An 18,685-nucleotide genomic window follows, 5' to 3' on the forward strand; every position below is an offset into this window, starting at 1 on the left:
ACTCGGCCGATAGGCTGAGCGGGTGAGCATCGAGATCGCCAATGAATCGGGTATGGACGTATCCGAAGAGGAGCTGGTCAGTGTCGCGCGCTTCGTGATCGGCCAGATGGACGTGCATCCGGCGGCGGAGCTGTCGATGGTGCTGGTCGATCTCGACACCATGGCCGATCTGCACATGCGCTGGATGGACCTACCCGGCCCGACCGACGTCATGTCGTTCCCCATGGACGAGCTGGAGCCGGGCGGGCGGCCCGACGCCGGTGAACCCGGCCCGTCCATGCTGGGCGATATCGTGCTGTGCCCCGAATTCGCGGCACAGCAGGCCACCAAGGCGGGCCACGGCCTCGACCACGAACTCGCGCTGCTGACCGTGCACGGCGTCCTGCACCTGCTCGGCTACGACCATGCCGAGCCCGAGGAGGAGAAGGAGATGTTCGCGCTCCAGGCCTCCCTGCTCGAGGGGTGGTACGAGAGCGTGCGCGAGGCCCAGCGCCGCGCCGAACTGGCCGAACGCGACGCCCGACTGCTCGGCAAGACCGGATTCACCGCACCCGGTGATCCACTGGACCCGGCGTGAACTCTTTCTTCCTGCTGACGCTGGCGATCGTGCTGGTGCCACTGGGTGGCATATTCGCGGCGCTGGATTCGGCGCTGAACACCATTTCCCCGGCCCGCGTGGACGATCTCGTCCGGGCCGACCGCACCGGCGCGGTGCGGTTGACGCGCATCATCGCCGACCGGCCGCGCTACGTGAACCTCATGGTGCTGCTGCGCGTGCTGTGCGAGATCACCGCCACCGTGCTGTTGGCCGCCGTCCTGCTGGACTGGTTGGACGAGGCGTGGGCGCTGGTCATCACGGCCGCGGTCATGGTGCTGGTGGACTATCTCGTGATCGGCGTGGGGCCACGCACTTTGGGCCGTCAGCACGCGTATTCCATTGCGCTGGCGGCCTCTTTGCCCGTGCAGGCCATCGGCACGCTGCTGGGGCCGATCAGCCGACTGCTGATTCTCATCGGCAATGCCATCACCCCCGGTAAGGGATTTCGCAACGGGCCCTTCGCTTCCGAGATCGAGCTGCGCGAGGTGGTGGACCTCGCCGGCGAGCGCGGTGTGGTGGCCGACGACGAGCGCCGCATGATCCAGTCGGTCTTCGAACTCGGTGACACCACCGCGCGCGCGGTCATGGTGCCGCGCACCGAGATGGTGTGGATCGAATCGACCAAGACGGTGGCGCAGGCGATGTCGCTGGCGGTGCGGTCGGGGCATTCGCGTATTCCGGTGATCGGGGAGAACGTCGACGACGTGGTCGGCGTGGTGTACCTGAAAGACCTTGTGCTCTACGCGGATCGGGGCAGGAAGGTGCGCGTGGCCGATGTCATGCGCCCGCCGGTGTTCGTCCCCGACTCCAAACCGCTGGATGATTTGCTCGACGAGATGCAGCGCCGCAGAAACCATATGGCGGTGCTGGTGGACGAGTACGGCGGTATCGCCGGGCTGGTCACCATCGAAGATGTGCTCGAGGAGATCGTCGGCGAGATCGCCGACGAGTACGACACCCACGAGGTGCCGGACGTGCAGGAGATCGGCGACGGCAAATACCGTGTCTCCGCGCGGCTTTCGGTGGAGGACCTGGGCGAGCTGTTCGGCATGGCGATCGAGGAGGAGGACGTCGACACCGTCGGCGGCCTGCTCGCGCACGAACTGGGCCGCGTCCCGCTGCCGGGCTCGAAGGCGGTCGTGCACGGATTGGTGCTCGAGGGCGAGGGCGGCGCGGATACGCGCGGCCGGGTGCGCGTGCACACGGTGGTGGTGCACCGCGCCGAGAAAACGAAATCGGAACCGGCCGAGGATAATTCGAGCGGTTCGGACAGTGTCGGCGAGTCCGGCGCGCACGAGGATGGAGAGGCCGATGACTGAACTGGACGCCGAGGACAACAAGCTGTTGATTCTCGCCCGAGGCGCCATGGGCCGCACCGGCGGCAGCGGCGGGGCCGCCATTCGCGATACCGACGGGCGCACCTACGCCGCCGGTGAGGTGTCCCTGAAGGCGCTGCGGTTGACCGCACTGCAATCCGCGGTGGCGGCCGCGATCTCCAGTGGCGCGGAGGGTTTCGAGGCGGCGGTGGTGATCGGGACGCGGTTCTCCGATCGCGGTGTCGCGGCCGTGCGCGAGGTGTCCGAGGAGGCGCGCATTATTTTCGCCGACGCCAAGGGCACGGTCTTCGACATTGTCGACGGACCCGTGGAGGGGGATCCAGCCGCCCGTTCCGGCATTCCGGAGGGCTTCGATCTCGACACCGAATCCGAGGTATTCGAATGACTCCCACCGACGGCGAATTCCGTTCCGGCTTCGTCTGTTTCGTCGGGCGGCCGAACACCGGCAAGTCCACCCTGACCAATGCGCTGGTGGGGCAGAAGATCGCCATCACCTCCTCGCGGCCGCAGACCACGCGGCACACGATTCGCGGCATCGTGCACCGCGAGCACGCCCAGCTCATCCTGGTGGACACCCCGGGCCTGCACCGTCCGCGCACCTTGCTCGGCCAGCGGCTGAACGACCTTGTGCAGGATACGTATTCCGAGGTCGACGTGATCGCCATCTGCATTCCGGCCGACGAGAAGATCGGTCCCGGTGACCGGTGGATCGTCGAGCAGGTCAAGCTCATGGCACCCAAGACCACCCTGTTGGGCGTGGTCACCAAGATCGACAAGGTGAGCCGCGACCAGATCGCCCATCAGCTCATGGCCGTCTCCGAACTGCTCGGCCCCGAGGTCGACGTGGTGCCGGTCTCGGCGGTGAAGGGTGAGCAGGTCGAGGTGCTCGTCGACGTCATCGCCGCGAAAATGCCGGAGGGCCCGGCCTTCTACCCCGATGGCGAGATCACCGACGAGCCCGAGGAAACCCTCATGGCCGAGCTCATTCGCGAGGCCGCGCTGGAGGGCGTGCGCGATGAACTCCCGCACTCCCTGGCCGTGGTCATCGAGGAGATCGAGCCCCGCGAGGAGAACGAGGACGAGGCCGACGGCCGCCGTTCCGCCCCCGGCATGCTCGACGTGCACGCCCTGCTCTACGTCGAGCGCCCCAGCCAGAAGGCCATCATCATCGGCAAGGGCGGCAGCCGCCTCAAAGAGGTCGGCACCAACGCCCGCAAGCAGATCGAACACATTCTGGGTACGCGCATCTATCTGCACCTGCACGTGAAGGTGGCCAAGGATTGGCAGCGCGATCCAAAACAGCTGGGGCGCTTGGGCTTCTGACGGTGGCGGTCGAGTCCGCCACTGTGGCTTACACCCGCGCGGCTTGAGCCCTGACGGTGGCGCGTCCTGTTGTCTGCCGCGCCTGATCGACCGCGCCGGAGCCAGGGTGGCGGCCCGGCCCCGGAGACCGCGTCGTGCGAGCGGGGAGCGAACCGGGTGCACACGGGCGTGTCCGCCTGCGGTGGCGCTCGGTCACCGGCGCGCCTCGATGGTCAGCCCGCCCGAGACAACCTGGCGCGTCATCTCCCGCTCCAGGAACTCGTGCGGGAAGCCCAGGTCGATGGCGCTGGCTTGGTCCAGGCGGGCGAGGTGTTCGGCGTCGAACTCGACCTCCAGCGCCCCGAGGTTGTCCTCCAGTTGCTCCGGGGTGCGCGCGCCGATGATCGGTGCCGTGACGGCCGGATTCTGGAGCGTCCACGCCAGGGCGACCTGGGCGGGGGTCTTACCCAGTTGTGCCGCGACCTCTTTCACCACCTCGGCGATGGCCAGTCCGCGCTCGGTGAGCGAATCATTCGCGAGGGCCACGTTCTTGCGGGTGCCCTCGGGTGAGCCCACGGCGGAGCCGCCGAGATCGGAACGCGAGTACTTGCCGCTCAGCACGCCGCTGCCCAACGGAGACCATGGGATCACGCCGAGGCCCAGCTCCCGCGCCATGGGAATCAGGTCGCGCTCCACCGTGCGTTCGATCAGGCTGTACTCGATCTGCAAGGCCACCAGCGGCGACCACCCGCGCAGATCCGCGATGGCCTGCATGCGCGAGACCTGCCAGGCCGGGGCGTCGGAGATGGCGACGTAGAGCACCTTGCCTTGGCGCACCAGATCGTCCATGCCGCGCAGGATTTCCTCTACCGGTGTGTGGAAGTCCCAGGCGTGCAGGTAGAGCAGATCGATGTAGTCGGTATTCAATTGCCGCAGACTGGCTTCCACGGAGGCGAACATGCTCTTGCGGTGGTTGCCGCCGGAGTTCGGATCGCCTTCGCGGCGCAGCATGGTGTATTTGGTGGCCAGCACCAGGCTCTCGCGATTGTCGCGGGTGAACTCGCCCAGCAGCCGTTCCGAGCTACCGCCGGTGTACATGCTGGCGGTATCGATGAAATTGCCGCCGCGCTCGACGTAGGTGTCGAGCAGTTTGCGCGCCTCGTCCGCGTCCGCGCCCCAGCCCCAGTCGGAACCGAAGGTCATGGTGCCCAGGGCCAGCGGGGACACCCGCAGGCCGGAGCGGCCCAGCAGCCGATAGGTGTCGAGGGTGAGGGGCATGGTGATCTCCTGTGCTCGTGGTCGCTTTCCGGCATCGAGTCTGCGGCGGCCGGGAGCGCGCGGTAAGGGAAGGATCTTCCTGGGAACGCGGGTCCTACCCTGGCTAGGATCGAATGGGTGACTGGCACCGTGGACGCGACTCAGGAGCTGGCCGTCTTCCTGCGGTCTCGGCGGGAACGCCTGGACCCGCGCGATCTCGGACTCCCGCTGCGGCGGCAGACCCGGCGCACACCCGGCCTGCGCCGCGAGGAGGTCGCCGAACTGGCCGGGGTGAGCACCGACTACATCGTGCGATTGGAGCAGGGGCGGCCGCTGCGACCCTCCTCGGACGTGCTGGAGGCCCTGGCCCGTGCGCTGCGACTGGCCCCGCACGAGCGCGCCTACCTGTTCGATCTCGCCCAACAGCGCCAGCCGCAGGACGGTAAACCCGCCGAGACCGCCGCTCCGGAGCTGCGCCAACTGGTGGAGGACCTGGCACCGCTACCCGCCATGGTGACCAACCACCGCAGCGACATCTTGGCCTGGAATCGCGAAATGGCAAGGCTCCTGCTGGATTTCGACCTGCTGCCGCCGCGCCAGCGCAATTCCATGTGGCTGTGCCTACTGCACCCCGGCATGCGGGATTTCTTCGCCGACCGCGAACGCTCGGTGCGGGAGGGGATCGCGGGTCTGCGCGCCGCCTGGGCCGCCCACCCCGAGGATCCGGTCCTCGCCGACCGCATCGACGAATTCCGCTCCGGGAGCCCGGAATTCGCGCATTGGTGGGATCAGCGCGATATCAGCCTGAACGGCCGCGGCCGAAAGACCCTCCGCCATCCCGACGTCGGCTCCGTCACCGTGCGCTACGAGGCCCTGCTGCCGCTGGAGGATCCGGACCAGCGCCTGATCATCTACCGCGCCGCCGACCCGGACAGCCAAGCCGCCCTGAATCGGTTGTGCGACAGCGCTTCTACAGCTGGGTGAGCGCCGCCAGCAAGGTGAGTGCCGGAAACAGCGCTTGTTTGGCGGCGGCGTTCACCTTGTCCCGGTACTTGACCGCCAGCACGATCGCGGCCGCCAGCATGGAGCCACAGCTCAGGAGGATCAGCGCCCATCCCGCCGAGGTGTCCCTGCGCACCAGCGCCACGCCAACGAAGGCGCCGATGGCCAGGAAGAGGTTGTAGAACCCCTGGTTGAACGCCCAAGGGGTAGCCGCGGCCACCTCGTCGTCGCGTACCCCGAAGACGCCGCGATGCACCTTGGGGTCGCCGAACCGCACGACCTCCAAGTAGAAGATCCCCACATGGACGAGCCCGGCCAGACCGGCCAGGATCTGCACGACTGCCAGCACGCGGCCTCCCAGGAGTGAGTTCAGCTGCGCGGACGCTACCCCGACTCGGGGGTGCGGGGCTGGAAGGCACGCCGTCCTACCAGCGCAATCGGGGTGCTATCGCGGGTCTGTCACCGGACCTAGCGGCGATCCGGTCGCCCGCGTCAGGCGGCGGCGCTGCTCCACCAATCCGTCGGACGGTGCTTGTACCACTGGAGTTCCGATTCCAGTTGGGCCGCGACGGAAACGAGGAGCTCCTCGGAGTTGGCGGGGCCCATCAACTGCGCGCCGACGGGCAGCCCCGTGGCGGTGAAGCCCGCGGGGACATTGATGCTGGGCCAGCCCAGGACGTTCCACGGCCAGGTGTAGGGGCAGGCCGCGGTGATGAGGGCATCGGTGGCCATGGTGCCGATGCCGTCGATCTCGTGGACGCCCGGGGGCGGGGTGGCGGTGGTGGGGGCGAGCACCACGTCGTAGTTGTCGAAGAGGCTGCCGATTCGCATGCGCAGCAACGGTTCTGCCTGGCGGGCCGCGAAGAGCGCGGGAGCGAGGATACGGCCGAGCAGCGCATTGTGCTTGGTGCGCGGATCCACCGTCGCACCGGGCAGGCGTTCGAGGGCATGGCGAATACCGACCATGGAGCGGGGGAGGAAGGTCGCGCCGATCAGCACGCCGTAGTGCACGTCGGCGATGGTGACCTCGTGGCCGAGTCGGCGCAGGGTCGCCGCGGTGGCGTGCACGCGCGCCTCCACCTCGCGGTCGAGCGCGGTCTTGGTGGCGGTGAACGGGATTCGCAGCGAGAGCGCGATGCGCAGGCGGCCCGGATCGCGGCCCACCGCGTCGGAGACCCGCATGGCGCGGGGGACGTGCTTGTCGCCCGGATGTGGTCCGGCGGCGGCGTCGAGCAGCAGCGTGGCGTCGGCGACGGTGCGCGCGAGGGGGCCGTTCACGGTGAGGCCTTCGAACGCTTCCGCCAACGGCCAGGTGGAGATGCGCCCGCGCTGCGGCTTGATGCCGACGAGGTTGTTCCACGCCGACGGGATTCGTACGGACCCCGCACCGTCGGAACCCAGTGCGGCAGGCACCAATCCGGCCGCCACCGCCGCCGCGGAACCACCGGAAGAGCCGCCCGGGGTGTGCCCGGCATTCCACGGATTCCTGGTGTGGCCGAAGGCATCTCCGCTCGTGAACGGCAGCTGCCCGAGTTCACAGGTATTGGTCTTGCCGACGATCACCGCACCGGCGGCGCGCAGCCGCCGCACCGATTCGGCGTCCTCGGTCTTCGCCGGGAAGTCGCCACCGCATCCGAAAGCCGTTGGGGTCCCGGCCATATCGGTGTCGTCCTTGATGGCGATGGGCACGCCGAGCAGCGGTGCCCGCTCCCCGGCGGCGATCCGCCGATCCGCCTCGGCCGCCGCCTGGAGGGCCTGCTCGCGCACCACGACCCGGAAGGCGTTCAGCGCGGGCTGGCTGGCCTCGATCCGATCCAACACCGAGGTAGTGGCCGCCACCGAGCTGATCGTTCCCTTGCCGAGCGCCGCCGCCAGCTCGACCAGCCCCATCTCACCCACGGCCGCCATCGTCATGTGATTCCCGTCTCCCGTCGTACCCATGGGTAACGTAGCGCGATTCTGGTCACACGTCCAATGCCGCGTGACCGCCCTTTTCATGGCGAGGGGGAACTGGTGGCGCGAGTCTCTCGGACGACGCCGCCACCAGTTCCCCCTCGTGAAAGGAAGCGCGACTCGCCGGGGGAGGTGTTAACGGGTGGTGATCTTCCAGTGGTGGTAGGCGGCGGGGAGGCAGGCCGCGCAGGGGCGGTAACCTGCGGCGATGGCTGTGCGTTCGTCGGCGAAGAACACTCGGTGGCGGGTGTATCGGCCGCGGGCTATGGCCCGTAGAGCCGCCGGGCAGTCCAGCCGCCCGTAGATCCGTTGTCGCCGATGGCCGCCCAGGGTGCCGGGGGTCTCGCTGACATAGGGGAGGCCGTCCGCTCCGAGCAGAGTGAAGGTCATATCGCGCTCCGTGGGCGAGCCCGGGGGGTGGTGCCGTGCGTGATACCGGTTCGCGCGCACATGGTTTCGGCGGTGGTGTCACGCCGCGTCGTGGAAGACGAGGCCGAGCGTGTGGCGACGGCCCGATCGCACGGTGCTGACACCGTGGCGCATGGGTCCGACGGACCAGCCCCGGCTGCTGGGAACGGGGCGATCTCGCGTGGTGAAGACCAGGCCGTGGCCCTGCGGCAGAGTTGTTGCCGAGCCGCGTGATTGGGCGCGCGGGCGCTGTTCGACCATGAGGAATTCGCCGCCGGTGTAGTCCACGCCCGGGACGTCCAGGCCGATCACGACTTGCAAGGGGAACACCATGTCGCCGAAGACGTCCCGGTGCAGGGCATTCCAATCCCCGGGCCCGTACCGCAGCAGGATCTGCGCCGACCGCGTCTGCTCCGCGCGATGGCAGCGCTCGAGCCACTCGTCGAGCGAATCCGGCCACGGCGCGGGCAGCGCCAACCGCTCGGCCCAATCCCGGGCAATGGGAAGCAGTCTTGGATACAGCGCCTCCCGCAATCCCCGCACGATCGTGGGCAGATCATGCGTGAAGTACCGATACTGGCCCGACCCGAACCGGTGCCGCGCCATGTCCACCGTGCTCCGAAACAACTCGTCGCGTCCGTAAAGCCCGGCGAGAGCACGACATTCGTCCGCGTCGAGCAACGGCCCGGTCAACGCGTGCCCGTACTGATCGAGCTCGGACCCGATCCCGGCCCAATCCTGTTGTGCCACCACGTGTTCAGCTCGCTCCACCGCACCCTCCCTCCTTCCGATGCCGAGGGCGGCCGGGTCGGCGTCGCACGTGTCCGGGTGGATGGACCGGGCACCCGCGTCGCCGGACGCCACTTCCGGTTCGGTCCCTTTCCTGGTCGAAGCCGTGGCGGCCGAGCCGCTGCCGGTGGCCCGGCGGCGCTCGGCGGCCACGACACTGTCGCCGCCACTCATGCGGGCAGCAGGACGTGCTCGAGCTCCAGCAACCGTTGCTTGCGCTCCAGCCCACCGGAGTAACCGGTCAGCGCGCCGTTCGCCCCGATCACCCGATGGCACGGCCGCACCACCACCAGCGGATTCGCGCCGATCGCCGCAGCCACCATCCGCACCCGCTCCCGAGGCTCGCCCGCCTTCGCGGCGATCTCCCCGTAGGTGACGGTCGACCCGTACGGAATCCCGTCGAGCGCCTCCCACACTCGTTGCTGGAACGCGCTACCGCCACGCACGAACTCGAGGTCGAACCGAGTCCTCGCCCCCGCGAAGTACTCCCGCAGTTGCCCAGCCACCGCGGAGAACGCCCCCGCATCCGCAACCCACTCCGGCCGAACGCTAGCTCCACCCTTCTGTCCAGGCATGGACACCGAGGCGAGCGCGACCCCGCTATCGGTCGCCTCCCCAACCAACAACAGTTCCCCCAACGGGCTGTCCACAGTCGTGTAAACGGTCATCATCCCTCTCCTCTCATCCGTTGTTCCCCCTCGACTCTGCCCGTCGACCCAGCCCATAACTGGCGGAATTCGGACATGTCATTCAGCGTCCTGACCAGCCATAACGCACCTCGGTGGACGTCGCCGCGCTGAACACCGGGCGGTGGAGCAATTCGTCGCCGACGACTGGGGTGCCGCCAACGAGGCGTTCCCTGACCTCCAGCGAACCTGGCACGCGCACGCCGACCAGCTCAACGCCACTCTCGGCGGCGCGGCCACCCTGATCCGCACCGGCAACGCCGAATTCCAGGAAGCGACCCGCGACGCGCAGGCCGCGCGACGGTTGATACCTCCCCGACCTGCGAACACCGGTGGCGGTGGCCGCCAAGGAAATCCATCACCAAGCACTGGGAGCGGCTGTGCGAGTGGGTCCGCCACCCCGCCCGACCACCGACAAGATTCAGACATATCACCCAGCGCACTGGCCAGCCGTAGCGCCAAGTGGCGACCCGCTCATGCGCCTCGCATGGTGGACATTCGATCACCAGGTACTGGTGGCGGCATCGCGCGAGTGAACCCCGCCACCAGTACCCGGTCGCGGGGCGGGCTGGAGGGTTCGGGTGGAGCGGAGACGCGGCTGGGCGGGTCGGTGGACGGGGGGGGCGGTGGACAGGGATGGAAGGGCGGCTGCGTGCAGGGCGAAGGCGTGCTGGCAGGGAGGGGCAGAGAGATGGCCTGTTCAGAGGTGGGCCGCGGGTCTGGCTGGGGTGACATGAGGTTGGTCGCTGGGTGTGGTGGATGGAGGGGTAGGTGTTGGTCGCTGGGTGTGGTGGATGAAGGGGTGGGTGGTTGGTCGCTGGGGTGTGGGGTGTGTGCCGAGGGGTTGCGACGCGGGGCGGGTGGAGGGGGTTTGGTCGGGGTGGCGTGGGAGACTGGCTCTCGTGCGTTTGTATCGGGACCATGCGGTGGTGGTGCGCCAGCACAAGCTGGGCGAGGCCGATCGCATTGTCACGCTGTTGACCCGCCAGCATGGGCTGGTGCGGGCGGTGGCGAAGGGGGCGCGGCGGACTCGGTCCAAGTTCGGGGCGCGGTTGGAGCCGTTCGCGTACGTGGATATCCAGCTGTATCCGGGGCGCAATCTCGACACGATCACCCAGGTGCACACGGTGGAGGCGTTCGCCGCCGATATCGTCGCCGACTACGGCCGCTACACCACCGCCTGCGCGGTCCTGGAGACCGCCGAACGACTGGCCGGTGAGGAGCGCGCCCCCGCGCCCCGCCTACACACCCTCACCGCCGGAGCGCTGCGCGCCATCGCCGCCGCCCACCGCCCGCACGAACTCATCCTCGACGCGTTCCTGTTGCGCGCCATGGGTTTCGCGGGCTGGGCCCCCGCCCTCACCGACTGCGCCCGCTGCGCCACCCCCGGCCCGCACCGCGCCTTCCACGTGGCCGCGGGCGGCGCGGTCTGCGTCCACTGCCGCCCACCCGGCGCCGCCACCCCCCAACTCGGCGTCCTCGACCACATGCACGCCCTGGAACGCGGCGACTGGTCCCTGGTCGACACCGTCCCCGACCCCCTCCGCCGCCAAGCCAGCGGCCTCATAGCCGCCCACCTCCAATGGCACCTGGAACGCCAACTCCGCACCCTCCCCCTCATCGAACGCACCCGCCCCCACGAGCCGACCGAACCCGCGCAAAGCCGCGTCGGCTGACCCCCGAACCGAAATCGGCCCTGCCACAAGCGAAGTAGCGTCGGGCGGTGAAGTGTGCGTCCACTGCTGCCACCCCCCAACCAGCCGTCCTCGACCACATGCACGCCCTGGAACGCGGCGACTGGTCCATCCCCGACCCGCTCCGCCGCCAAGTCAGCGGCCTCATAGCCGCCGACCTCCAACGGCACCTGGAACGCCAACTTCGCACCCTCCCCCGCGAGTCGACCGAACCCGCGCAAAGCCGCGTCGGCTGACCACCGAACCGAAAACGGCCCTGCCACAAGCGAAGTAGCGGCGGACGGTGCAGTGTGCGTCCGCTGCTGCCACCCCCAAACTCGGCGTCCTCGACCACCCGCTCGCCCTCGAACGCGGCGACTGGCCCATCCCCGACCCGCTCCGCCGCCAAGTCAGCGGCCTCATTGCCGCCCATCTCCAATGGCACCTGGGACGCCAACTCCGCACCCTCCCCTCGTCGAACGCACCCGCCCCCACGAGTCGACCGAACCCGCGCAGACCCGCGTCAGCTGACCACCCCATCGAAATCGGCGCTGCCACAAGCACAACGGCCACGCGCAGCGGCACCTCCATACCCTCGTCCGGCGGTGACCTCGTTGGCCAGGGTGTAGACATCCACCTGCGCGCGTCCACAGGGCGGACAGGTCACGATTTCGAGCTTGCGGGGGTCAGCGGCCTGCCGGTGTGATCCCAGCCTGCTCGGCGAAGCGCGTAACCCGTCGACGTGATCCCGGATCCAGTCAGCACCCGTGAGGGGGAATTGGCGGCGGCATCGCGCGAGTAGCTTCCACCACCAGTTCCCCCTCGTCAGCGGGTTGGGAAATTGGGTTGCGCCGGGTGGGTACGGTGGCTGTACACGGGGAGTATTCGGGGAGGGAAAGCTATGCGATTCAACAAGTTCGGGGTTTTCGCGGGACTGGCCGCCTGTGTCGTCGGGGCGGTGGGGGCCGCGCCGACGGCCGAGGCTGCGCCCCCGGGGTTCGTCACATGTTTCGGTGGACCGGTGGAGAGTCGAGTGGAGGCGGAGTGCGGCAACAGCGACGTGGGGGCGGCTACGGCTGGGCTCGCGGTGTTGTGCAGCAATCTGCGGTATCTGGTGCAGCATGAGCGGATGGCGGGGGAGTCGACGGTTCGGCTGGTTCAGGATTGTGGGGCGGGGGCCGTGCCGGTCTGGTGGACCTTCAATGGTGAGACCGACTTCCAGCAGAACTTGCGGTCGGATGGTTAGTCCGATGTGTGGAGGGTTTGCGTAGATCCGGTGGCACCTGGCGGGGGCTTGCGGGTGGTGGTGCAGGATTGGGGGCGTGATCGGTAACCGCAAGTCTTCCGCAGCCGCTACTCGCAGTGTGCGTCCGCCGTCGCCGCATCCGTCGGGGGCCACGCCGCCCAATATCCCGGCCGAGTTCGTGCCCCGGCACGTCGCGCTGGTGATGGACGGCAACGGCCGGTGGGCGCAGGAGCGGGGGCTGCCGCGGACCGCAGGGCACGAGCGCGGCGAGGCGGTGCTCATGGACGCCGTCGAGGGCTGTATCGAGATCGGCGTGAAGTGGCTGTCGGCCTACGCCTTCTCCACCGAGAACTGGCGGCGCAGCCCGGAGGAAGTGCGCTTCCTCATGGGCTTCAACCGCGACGTGATCCGCCGCCGCCGCGACGAAATGCACGAGATGGGCGTGCGGGTGCGCTGGGCGGGCCGCCGACCGCGCCTGTGGCGCAGCGTGATCAAGGAACTCGAGGTCGCCGAGGAACTCACCAAGGACAATACGGTGATGACCTTGACCATGTGCGTGAACTACGGCGGCCGCGCCGAGATCGCCGATGCCGCAAGGGAAATCGCGCGTCGCGCCGCGGCGGGCGAGATCGACCCGGAGAAGATCACCGAGTCCACCTTCGCGCAGTACCTCGACGAACCGGATATGCCCGACGTCGACCTGTTCCTGCGCCCCTCCGGTGAATTCCGCAGCTCGAACTTCCTCATCTGGCAGTCCGCCTACGCCGAATTCGTCTACCAGCACACGCTTTTCCCGGACTTCGACCGCCGCAACCTCTGGGAAGCCTGCCTCGAATACGCCAAGCGCGACCGCCGATTCGGTGGCGTGAAGTGAGCGATACGACCGACGAACTCCAAGCCCGGGCCGGTGCCTGCCTCTCCCGCTACGACGTGGCGGTTCGCGTGGAGGAGGGCGGCCTCGGCTTCGAATACGAGGGCGCGCTCTGCTCCCTGCGCGCCGTCAACCTCGCCCCCGGCCTGGACGTGCTCACCCTGACCTGCGTCTTGGCCTGGGATCGCCCGCTCAAGGCGCAGCTGCACAAGCGCGTCGCCGACCGCAATGCCGAACTCCAGTTCGGCTCCATCACCATCATCGGCCACGACAAGCAGGCCGATGTCATCCTGCGCTACACGTTCCCGGCCGCTGGGCTCGATGATGAGGCGTTGGCGACCATGCTGTTGCTGGTGTTGTCGGGTGCGGGGAGGGCGCGGCAGGGGTTGTTGCCCTGAGGGTTAGGCCTGAGCGGTCACACATCGCCCCCAGCGGGCGTTTTTCGCTGTCTCACACCGATTTCCGACCGCCCAGGCCTAAACGACCTCCCCGGCCCGCCGGTAATGCGGGAACAACAACTCCGTCCCCTTGGCGATATCGTCCGGACTGGTATCCCCCAAGATCAGGTGCTGCAGGATGAACCCCGGCAGAATCCCCATGAGCGTCTTGGCCACCGCGTCGATATCGGCGTCCTCGGGTAGCCACCCCTCCTCGCGCATGCGAATCGCGTACTCGCTCCACATGCGCCGTATCCCCCCGATATTGCTGCGCACGTAGTCCCCGATATTGGGATCGGTGAGCGCCAGCGCCCACGCCTGCGGGATGAGGCGCACCGGCCCGCCGGGCTGGCTGAGGTCGGTGATGACGTAGGCGATGGTGCGGACCAGTTCCGGGGGAGTGGGCAGGGGGTCTTGCCGCACCGCCTCCGTGAGCGCCTGGCGTAGGCCGCTGGTCGCCTCGGTGGTCAAGGCCGTGATGATGTCGTCTTTGCTCTTGAAGTACCGGTAGACGGCTCCGGCAGAGAGTCCGGCCTCGGCGAACACGTCCTGCATGGTGGCGGCGTGCAGCCCTTTGCGGGAGAAGCACTGTTGGGCGGCGTCGAGGATCTGCTGCCTGCGGCGTTCCAGGTGTTCTTCGCTGACTCTGGGCATGCACCCAAAGTAAAACGAATATCCGTTCTTGACAAGCTGACAGCTGGATGTCAGCCTTGTCCCATCAAAAAGAACGGTCCTCCGATTTTCTGGGAGCCTCCTGATGAACACCACCCAGCGCGCCTTGGCCCTCGGCGCCGCGGCCGCCCTCATCCAGGCGATCATGCTCATCGCCTTCGCCTGGCCCGCCGTCAATACCGCGCCCCGTGATCTACCGGTTGTCGTCGCCGGACCACAGGCGACCATGGTTGCCGACAAACTGGCGCAACGCGATCCCGACGCCTTCGAAATCACCACTGTCACAGACGAATCCGCCGCACGTGCCGCGATCTCCGACCGAGAGGCCTACGGTGCCATCGTCACCGGCGGCGGTCAGCCGCAGGTGCTCGTCGCCTCCGCCGCGAGTCCGATTGTGGCGCAAACGCTCACGGCCATCGCCGGACAGCTCTCGGGTGCACCGGCCGCCCCCGTCCAGGATGTGGTCGCGGCCGATCCCGACGACCCGCGCGGTGCCGGATTCGGTGCCATGGTGCTGCCCCTGGTCATGTCCGGCATTGCCGCCGGGGTCCTGCTCTCGCTGCTCGTCCCGGCCGTCGGCGGCCGCGTCATCGGCCTGTTCGGCTTCGCTGTCGTCGGTGGCCTGCTCAGCATGGCCATCGTGCAGGGCTGGCTGTCGCTGCTCCCCGGCTCCTACCTGACCCTGGCCGCCATTGCCGGTCTGGTCTCCTTCGCCGTGGCCGGAACGGTGGTCGGCCTGGCCACCGCCATCGGCCGCGCCGGTATCGGCCTCGCCGCACTGACCATGCTGCTGATCGGAAACCCGTTCTCCGCGGCCACCTCCGCCCCCGAACTGCTCCCGCAGCCGTGGGGTGCCCTCGGCCAGCTGCTCCCGCCGGGGGCCGCCGCCACCCTGCTCCGCTCGGTCGCCTTCTTCGACGGTGCAGGCGCGGCGGCACCGCTCATGGTGCTGCTGGGGTGGGCCGCCGTGGCGCTGGCACTGCTCGGGATCGGCGCGCTGCGTGGCCGTCGCGCCGACGAGGTCCCCGCGAACGCGCCGATTCCGGTCGCCGCCTGATTCGCGACGAAAAGTGCCCGCTCCCACAGGGAGCGGGCGCTGTCACGTCGAAACGCCTATGTACTCAGCGCTTCCCGTTGGAGCAGGGACGGCAGGTTCCGAAAACCTCCACGGTATGGCTGATCTCGCTGAACCCGTGTTCGGCGGCGATGGATTCCGCCCACGCCTCCACGGTCGGTCCCTCCACCTCCACGGTGCGCCCGCAGTGCCGACACACCAGATGGTGGTGATGTCCTTTCGAGCACTGCCGGTACACCGACTCGCCCGTATCGGTCCGCAGCACATCCACCAGTCCGGCGTCCGCGAGCGATTGCAAGGTGCGGTACACCGTGGTCAGCCCGATGCCCTCGCCGCGCTTGCGCAGCTCGTCGTGGAGTTCCTGGGCCGATCGGAATTCGTCGATATCCGCCAGCAGCGCCGCGATGGCGCTGCGCTGGCGGGTGCTGCGCACCCCGACCGTCTTGGTCTCGGCCGTCTTCTCCGCCACGATCACCCTTCCTCGGCGTGTGCGACGGCATCCACCACGATGTGCGCCAGATGCTCGTCCACCAATTCGTAGATCACTTCGCGCCCGGTCCGCTCCCCGCGCACCACGCCCGCGGATTTGAGGATCCGCAGGTGCTGGCTGATCAGGGGCTGGGTTACCCCGAGCGTGTCCACCAATTCGTGTACGCAGCGCGGAGATTCGCGCAGTTGCAGCACGATGGCGATGCGCACGGGGGCGGCCAGTGCGCGCAGCAGTTCCCCGGCATTGTCGAGGATGCCGCGCGGCGGTACGGCCGGTGGCGCGGGCGACCGGTACGGGTACGGGTCGTGCGGAATGGCGGTCGGGGCCTCGGTGTCCACGCGGGATCGCCGCGTCGGGGCGCCGCTGTCGGCGGTCATCGAACCAACTCCTTATTGGAAACCGCTGCCATTATTGATATGCACAGGTGCGCATGTCAAACAGGCGCGCGGAAGGTGTCGCAACCGTGTCCCGGACACGACCGCTGTGGCCCCGGTGACACACAGGCCGACTGGGTGTAAATCCACTTGGTCACTGCCGATACTCTGGAACCAATCCCTAGCAATCTTCCGGACCGGATGGAGAACTCTCGCGTGGCACCCAAGTCGAAGGTGGACACCGTCGCCAATCTCGCCAAACGTCGGGGTCTGGTGTACCCGTCGGGTGAGATCTACGGCGGCACCAGGTCGGCGTGGGATTACGGCCCGCTGGGAACCGAGCTCAAGGAGAACATCAAGCGGCAGTGGTGGCGGTCCATGGTGACCAGCCGCGAGGACGTCGTCGGCCTCGACTCGTCCATTATTCTGCCCCGCCAGGTGTGGGTCGCCTCCGGCCACGTCGCCGTCTTCAACGATCCGCTGGTCGAATGCCTGAACTGCCACAAGCGCCACCGCCAGGACCACCTGCAGGAGGCGTACGCGGAGAAGAAGGGCCTCGACGATCCGGACGCCGTGTCCATGGAGCTCATCGGCTGCCCCGACTGCGGCACCGTCGGCAAGTGGACCGAGCCGCGCGACTTCAACATGATGCTCAAGACCTACCTGGGTCCGATCGAATCCGAGGAGGGCCTGCACTACCTCCGTCCGGAGACCGCGCAGGGCATCTTCGTGAACTTCGCGAATGTCATGAACTCCTCGCGCAAGAAGCCGCCGTTCGGCATCGCCCAGATGGGCAAGAGCTTCCGCAACGAGATCACCCCGGGCAACTTCATCTTCCGGACCCGCGAGTTCGAGCAGATGGAGATGGAGTTCTTCGTCAAGCCGGGCGAGGACGAGCAGTGGCACCAGTACTGGATCGACACCCGACTGGCCTGGTACACCGATCTCGGTATCGATCCGGAGAATCTGCGGCTCTACGAGCACCCGAAGGAAAAGCTCTCGCACTACTCGACTCGCACGGTCGATATCGAGTACCGCTTCCGTTTCGCGGGCAGCGAGTGGGGTGAGTTGGAGGGCGTCGCGAATCGCACCGATTTCGACCTGAAGACCCACTCCGAGCATTCGGGTACCGACCTGAGCTTCTACGATCAGGCCGCCGAGGAGCGCTACACCCCGTATGTCATCGAGCCCGCGGCCGGTCTGACCCGCTCGCTCATGGCCTTCCTCATCGACGCCTACACCGAGGACGAGGCGCCCAATGCCAAGGGTGTGATGGAGAAGCGCACCGTGCTGCGCCTGGATCGCCGTCTCGCTCCGGTCAAGGCCGCGGTGCTGCCGCTGTCGCGCAACGCCGACCTCTCGCCCAAGGCGAAAGACCTTGCGGCACAGCTGCGCAAGAACTGGAACGTGGAGTTCGACGACGCGCAGGCCATCGGCCGCCGCTACCGCCGCCAGGACGAGATCGGTACGCCGTTCTGTATCACCGTCGATTTCGAGACCTTGGAGGATCAGGCGGTAACGGTTCGGGAACGAGATTCCATGGCGCAGGAGCGAATCGGCCTCGATCAAGTGGAGAACTACCTGGCCACCCGCTTGCTCGGCGCCTGAAAAAGATCATTTGCAAAAGACCGGTCGAATTGACCGGTCTTTTCTTTTGTATCAATGCCCCAGGAATTCGGGGCACACTCAGAATTTCGGGTACCCCACTACTCGTGTTAACGACCCATGACCGTCGCACTATTTATGTGTATGAGCAACGGTTTCATCCGCTGTAGCTCTATCTGCCTGAGGTGAGTCATGAGCGAGCGAGTAATCGGCCCCCGCTCGGGGTTGCAATGGGTTTCATTGGGGGACACCCGATCATCCACCTGCCCCGAGGCGCGGTCCACGGTAGCGGAATTCAGGTCCTGGGCGGACCGGTTTCTGACCCAGCCCTGCGACGATCTAGGTCGAGACGGACCGGTGTGTCCGTATGTCCGGCCCTCCCTACGCCGAGATCTACTGTGGCTGGGACAGGTTTCGGCCGCGCGGCCGCACCCGAAGTGGGTGCGCGCGATAATCGAGGACGCCCTCGAGGTGTATCCCGAATTGCCCACGGGCAACGGCAGTTCCAGCTCGGTGCTGCGTGCGTTGGTGACGGTCTTCCCGAATATGTCGGATTATTCGCTGATCGACCAAATCCATGCGGAATTCAAGAGCAATTTCGTGGAGCGCGGGTACATGCTGGGACAGTTCTATCCCGGATGTGATCAACCGGGATTGTGGAACAAGGATTTTCGGCCGTTGGACGCGCCGCTGCCCATGTTGGTGGTGCGTTCCATGATGACAACCGATTTTCCGTTCCTGGTCGATCGCCCGGAATGGATGGACGCTTATGTGCGCAAGTTCGCGCCGATGATTCCGGCGCATGTGCGCGCGCTCGTGGTGCGGCGCTTGACCTCTCGCGCGGAGGCGGTGCCCGCCTACGAGTCGCAGCCGGAGGATTCCGACTGCCCGTCGCCCAGTCGGTGATCGG

General features: G+C 67.7%; 23 protein-coding genes and 2 pseudogenes. 13 read left to right on the forward strand and 12 right to left on the reverse strand.

Annotation, left to right across the window (positions count from 1 at the left end; translation table 11 throughout):
- Nucleotides 1-22 precede the first annotated feature (22 nt).
- The 4 genes from ybeY to era are packed head-to-tail and all read left to right on the forward strand — an operon-like array spanning nucleotide 23 to nucleotide 3,258.
- Nucleotides 23-577, forward strand: a complete 555-nt coding sequence (ybeY, locus tag ACIBH2_RS19620; RefSeq protein WP_397119291.1) for an rRNA maturation RNase YbeY — start codon at nucleotides 23-25, stop codon at nucleotides 575-577.
- Nucleotides 574-1,917 (forward strand): hemolysin family protein, encoded by a 1,344-nt coding sequence (locus tag ACIBH2_RS19625; RefSeq protein ID WP_397119293.1) that lies wholly within the window; start codon nucleotides 574-576, stop codon nucleotides 1,915-1,917. Before ybeY ends, ACIBH2_RS19625 begins: the two co-directional genes overlap by 4 nt.
- Nucleotides 1,910-2,320, forward strand: coding sequence for a cytidine deaminase (locus ACIBH2_RS19630; RefSeq protein ID WP_397119295.1), 411 nt, complete (start codon nucleotides 1,910-1,912; stop codon nucleotides 2,318-2,320). Before ACIBH2_RS19625 ends, ACIBH2_RS19630 begins: the two co-directional genes overlap by 8 nt.
- On the forward strand, nucleotides 2,317-3,258 hold the full coding sequence (gene era / locus ACIBH2_RS19635) for a GTPase Era (RefSeq protein ID WP_397119297.1): 942 nt from the start codon (nucleotides 2,317-2,319) through the stop codon (nucleotides 3,256-3,258). The genes ACIBH2_RS19630 and era overlap by 4 nt, the downstream gene beginning before the upstream one ends.
- A 192-nt stretch (nucleotides 3,259-3,450) precedes the next feature.
- Here the strand turns inward: era and ACIBH2_RS19640 are convergent, their stop codons facing one another.
- On the reverse strand, nucleotides 3,451-4,515 hold the full coding sequence (locus ACIBH2_RS19640; protein ID WP_397119299.1) for an aldo/keto reductase: 1,065 nt from the start codon (nucleotides 4,513-4,515) through the stop codon (nucleotides 3,451-3,453).
- 117 nt (nucleotides 4,516-4,632) lie between these two features.
- Between ACIBH2_RS19640 and ACIBH2_RS19645 the strand changes: the two genes are divergently transcribed.
- Nucleotides 4,633-5,478 carry a helix-turn-helix transcriptional regulator gene (locus tag ACIBH2_RS19645; protein WP_397119301.1) on the forward strand — a complete coding sequence of 282 codons (846 nt, stop codon included), beginning with the start codon at nucleotides 4,633-4,635 and terminating at the stop codon, nucleotides 5,476-5,478.
- Here ACIBH2_RS19645 and ACIBH2_RS19650 read toward each other — a convergent pair.
- The 7 genes and pseudogenes from ACIBH2_RS19650 to ACIBH2_RS19680 all read right to left on the reverse strand — a co-directional run bounded on the left by ACIBH2_RS19650 (nucleotide 5,465) and on the right by ACIBH2_RS19680 (nucleotide 9,681).
- Nucleotides 5,465-5,845 (reverse strand): DUF1304 domain-containing protein, encoded by a 381-nt coding sequence (locus tag ACIBH2_RS19650; RefSeq protein WP_397119303.1) that lies wholly within the window; start codon nucleotides 5,843-5,845, stop codon nucleotides 5,465-5,467. The genes ACIBH2_RS19645 and ACIBH2_RS19650 overlap by 14 nt on opposite strands.
- 143 nt (nucleotides 5,846-5,988) lie before the next feature.
- Nucleotides 5,989-7,410 (reverse strand): amidase, encoded by a 1,422-nt coding sequence (locus ACIBH2_RS19655; RefSeq protein WP_397119305.1) that lies wholly within the window; start codon nucleotides 7,408-7,410, stop codon nucleotides 5,989-5,991.
- Nucleotides 7,411-7,584: 174 nt separating this feature from the next.
- Nucleotides 7,585-7,839 carry an Ada metal-binding domain-containing protein gene (locus ACIBH2_RS19660; protein WP_397119307.1) on the reverse strand — a complete coding sequence of 85 codons (255 nt, stop codon included), beginning with the start codon at nucleotides 7,837-7,839 and terminating at the stop codon, nucleotides 7,585-7,587.
- A gap of 78 nt (nucleotides 7,840-7,917) precedes the next feature.
- On the reverse strand, nucleotides 7,918-8,628 hold the full coding sequence (locus ACIBH2_RS19665) for a 2OG-Fe(II) oxygenase (RefSeq protein WP_397120899.1): 711 nt from the start codon (nucleotides 8,626-8,628) through the stop codon (nucleotides 7,918-7,920).
- A gap of 188 nt (nucleotides 8,629-8,816) precedes the next feature.
- A complete protein-coding gene (locus tag ACIBH2_RS19670) occupies nucleotides 8,817-9,152 on the reverse strand; it encodes a methylated-DNA--[protein]-cysteine S-methyltransferase (RefSeq protein ID WP_397120901.1) in 336 nt (111 codons plus the stop codon).
- 3 nt (nucleotides 9,153-9,155) lie between these two features.
- Nucleotides 9,156-9,371, reverse strand: a pseudogene (locus ACIBH2_RS19675) (hypothetical protein); the annotation flags it as partial.
- A 25-nt stretch (nucleotides 9,372-9,396) separates the two neighbouring features.
- A complete protein-coding gene (locus tag ACIBH2_RS19680) occupies nucleotides 9,397-9,681 on the reverse strand; it encodes a hypothetical protein (RefSeq protein WP_397119309.1) in 285 nt (94 codons plus the stop codon).
- Between the two features lie 553 nt (nucleotides 9,682-10,234).
- Here ACIBH2_RS19680 and recO point away from each other — a divergent pair.
- Both recO and ACIBH2_RS19690 read left to right on the forward strand, forming a co-directional pair.
- Complete coding sequence (gene recO / locus ACIBH2_RS19685; protein WP_397119311.1) at nucleotides 10,235-11,008, forward strand: DNA repair protein RecO; 774 nt, start codon at nucleotides 10,235-10,237, stop codon at nucleotides 11,006-11,008.
- Between the two features lie 47 nt (nucleotides 11,009-11,055).
- A complete protein-coding gene (locus tag ACIBH2_RS19690) occupies nucleotides 11,056-11,262 on the forward strand; it encodes a hypothetical protein (protein WP_397121017.1) in 207 nt (68 codons plus the stop codon).
- 304 nt (nucleotides 11,263-11,566) lie between these two features.
- Here the strand turns inward: ACIBH2_RS19690 and ACIBH2_RS19695 are convergent.
- Nucleotides 11,567-11,690: pseudogene (locus tag ACIBH2_RS19695) on the reverse strand (4-hydroxy-3-methylbut-2-en-1-yl diphosphate synthase); the annotation flags it as partial.
- A 216-nt stretch (nucleotides 11,691-11,906) separates the two neighbouring features.
- Between ACIBH2_RS19695 and ACIBH2_RS19700 the strand changes: the two are divergent.
- The 3 genes from ACIBH2_RS19700 (at nucleotide 11,907) to ACIBH2_RS19710 (ending at nucleotide 13,520) form a co-directional block, all read left to right on the forward strand.
- A complete protein-coding gene (locus ACIBH2_RS19700) occupies nucleotides 11,907-12,251 on the forward strand; it encodes a hypothetical protein (RefSeq protein WP_397121019.1) in 345 nt (114 codons plus the stop codon).
- Nucleotides 12,252-12,318: 67 nt separating this feature from the next.
- Nucleotides 12,319-13,125, forward strand: coding sequence for an isoprenyl transferase (locus tag ACIBH2_RS19705; protein WP_397120903.1), 807 nt, complete (start codon nucleotides 12,319-12,321; stop codon nucleotides 13,123-13,125).
- 56 nt (nucleotides 13,126-13,181) lie between these two features.
- The gene (locus tag ACIBH2_RS19710) at nucleotides 13,182-13,520 is read left to right on the forward strand and encodes a YbjN domain-containing protein (protein WP_397120905.1); all 339 of its coding nucleotides are present in this window, start codon (nucleotides 13,182-13,184) and stop codon (nucleotides 13,518-13,520) included.
- 78 nt (nucleotides 13,521-13,598) lie between these two features.
- Here the strand turns inward: ACIBH2_RS19710 and ACIBH2_RS19715 are convergent, their stop codons facing one another.
- A complete protein-coding gene (locus ACIBH2_RS19715; protein ID WP_397119313.1) occupies nucleotides 13,599-14,213 on the reverse strand; it encodes a TetR/AcrR family transcriptional regulator in 615 nt (204 codons plus the stop codon).
- 103 nt (nucleotides 14,214-14,316) lie between these two features.
- Between ACIBH2_RS19715 and ACIBH2_RS19720 the strand changes: the two genes are divergently transcribed.
- Complete coding sequence (locus ACIBH2_RS19720; protein ID WP_397119315.1) at nucleotides 14,317-15,288, forward strand: hypothetical protein; 972 nt, start codon at nucleotides 14,317-14,319, stop codon at nucleotides 15,286-15,288.
- Between the two features lie 64 nt (nucleotides 15,289-15,352).
- Here the strand turns inward: ACIBH2_RS19720 and ACIBH2_RS19725 are convergent, their stop codons facing one another.
- Both ACIBH2_RS19725 and ACIBH2_RS19730 read right to left on the reverse strand, forming a co-directional pair.
- Entirely contained in the window at nucleotides 15,353-15,775 is a 423-nt protein-coding gene (locus ACIBH2_RS19725) for a Fur family transcriptional regulator (protein ID WP_397119317.1), read from the reverse strand.
- Nucleotides 15,776-15,777: 2 nt separating this feature from the next.
- Nucleotides 15,778-16,173, reverse strand: a complete 396-nt coding sequence (locus ACIBH2_RS19730) for an ArsR/SmtB family transcription factor (protein ID WP_397119319.1) — start codon at nucleotides 16,171-16,173, stop codon at nucleotides 15,778-15,780.
- 213 nt (nucleotides 16,174-16,386) lie between these two features.
- Here ACIBH2_RS19730 and ACIBH2_RS19735 point away from each other — a divergent pair, with 213 nt between their 5' ends.
- Together ACIBH2_RS19735 and ACIBH2_RS19740 are read left to right on the forward strand one after the other, a co-directional pair.
- Complete coding sequence (locus ACIBH2_RS19735) at nucleotides 16,387-17,778, forward strand: glycine--tRNA ligase (RefSeq protein ID WP_397119321.1); 1,392 nt, start codon at nucleotides 16,387-16,389, stop codon at nucleotides 17,776-17,778.
- Nucleotides 17,779-17,967: 189 nt separating this feature from the next.
- Nucleotides 17,968-18,681: a DUF6875 domain-containing protein gene (locus tag ACIBH2_RS19740; RefSeq protein ID WP_397119323.1), complete on the forward strand. Its 714-nt coding sequence runs from the start codon at nucleotides 17,968-17,970 to the stop codon at nucleotides 18,679-18,681.
- Nucleotides 18,682-18,685: the final 4 nt, after the last annotated feature.

The organism is Nocardia sp. NPDC050406, assembly GCF_044459025.1.
Classification (GTDB): Bacteria; Actinomycetota; Actinomycetes; order Mycobacteriales; family Mycobacteriaceae; genus Nocardia.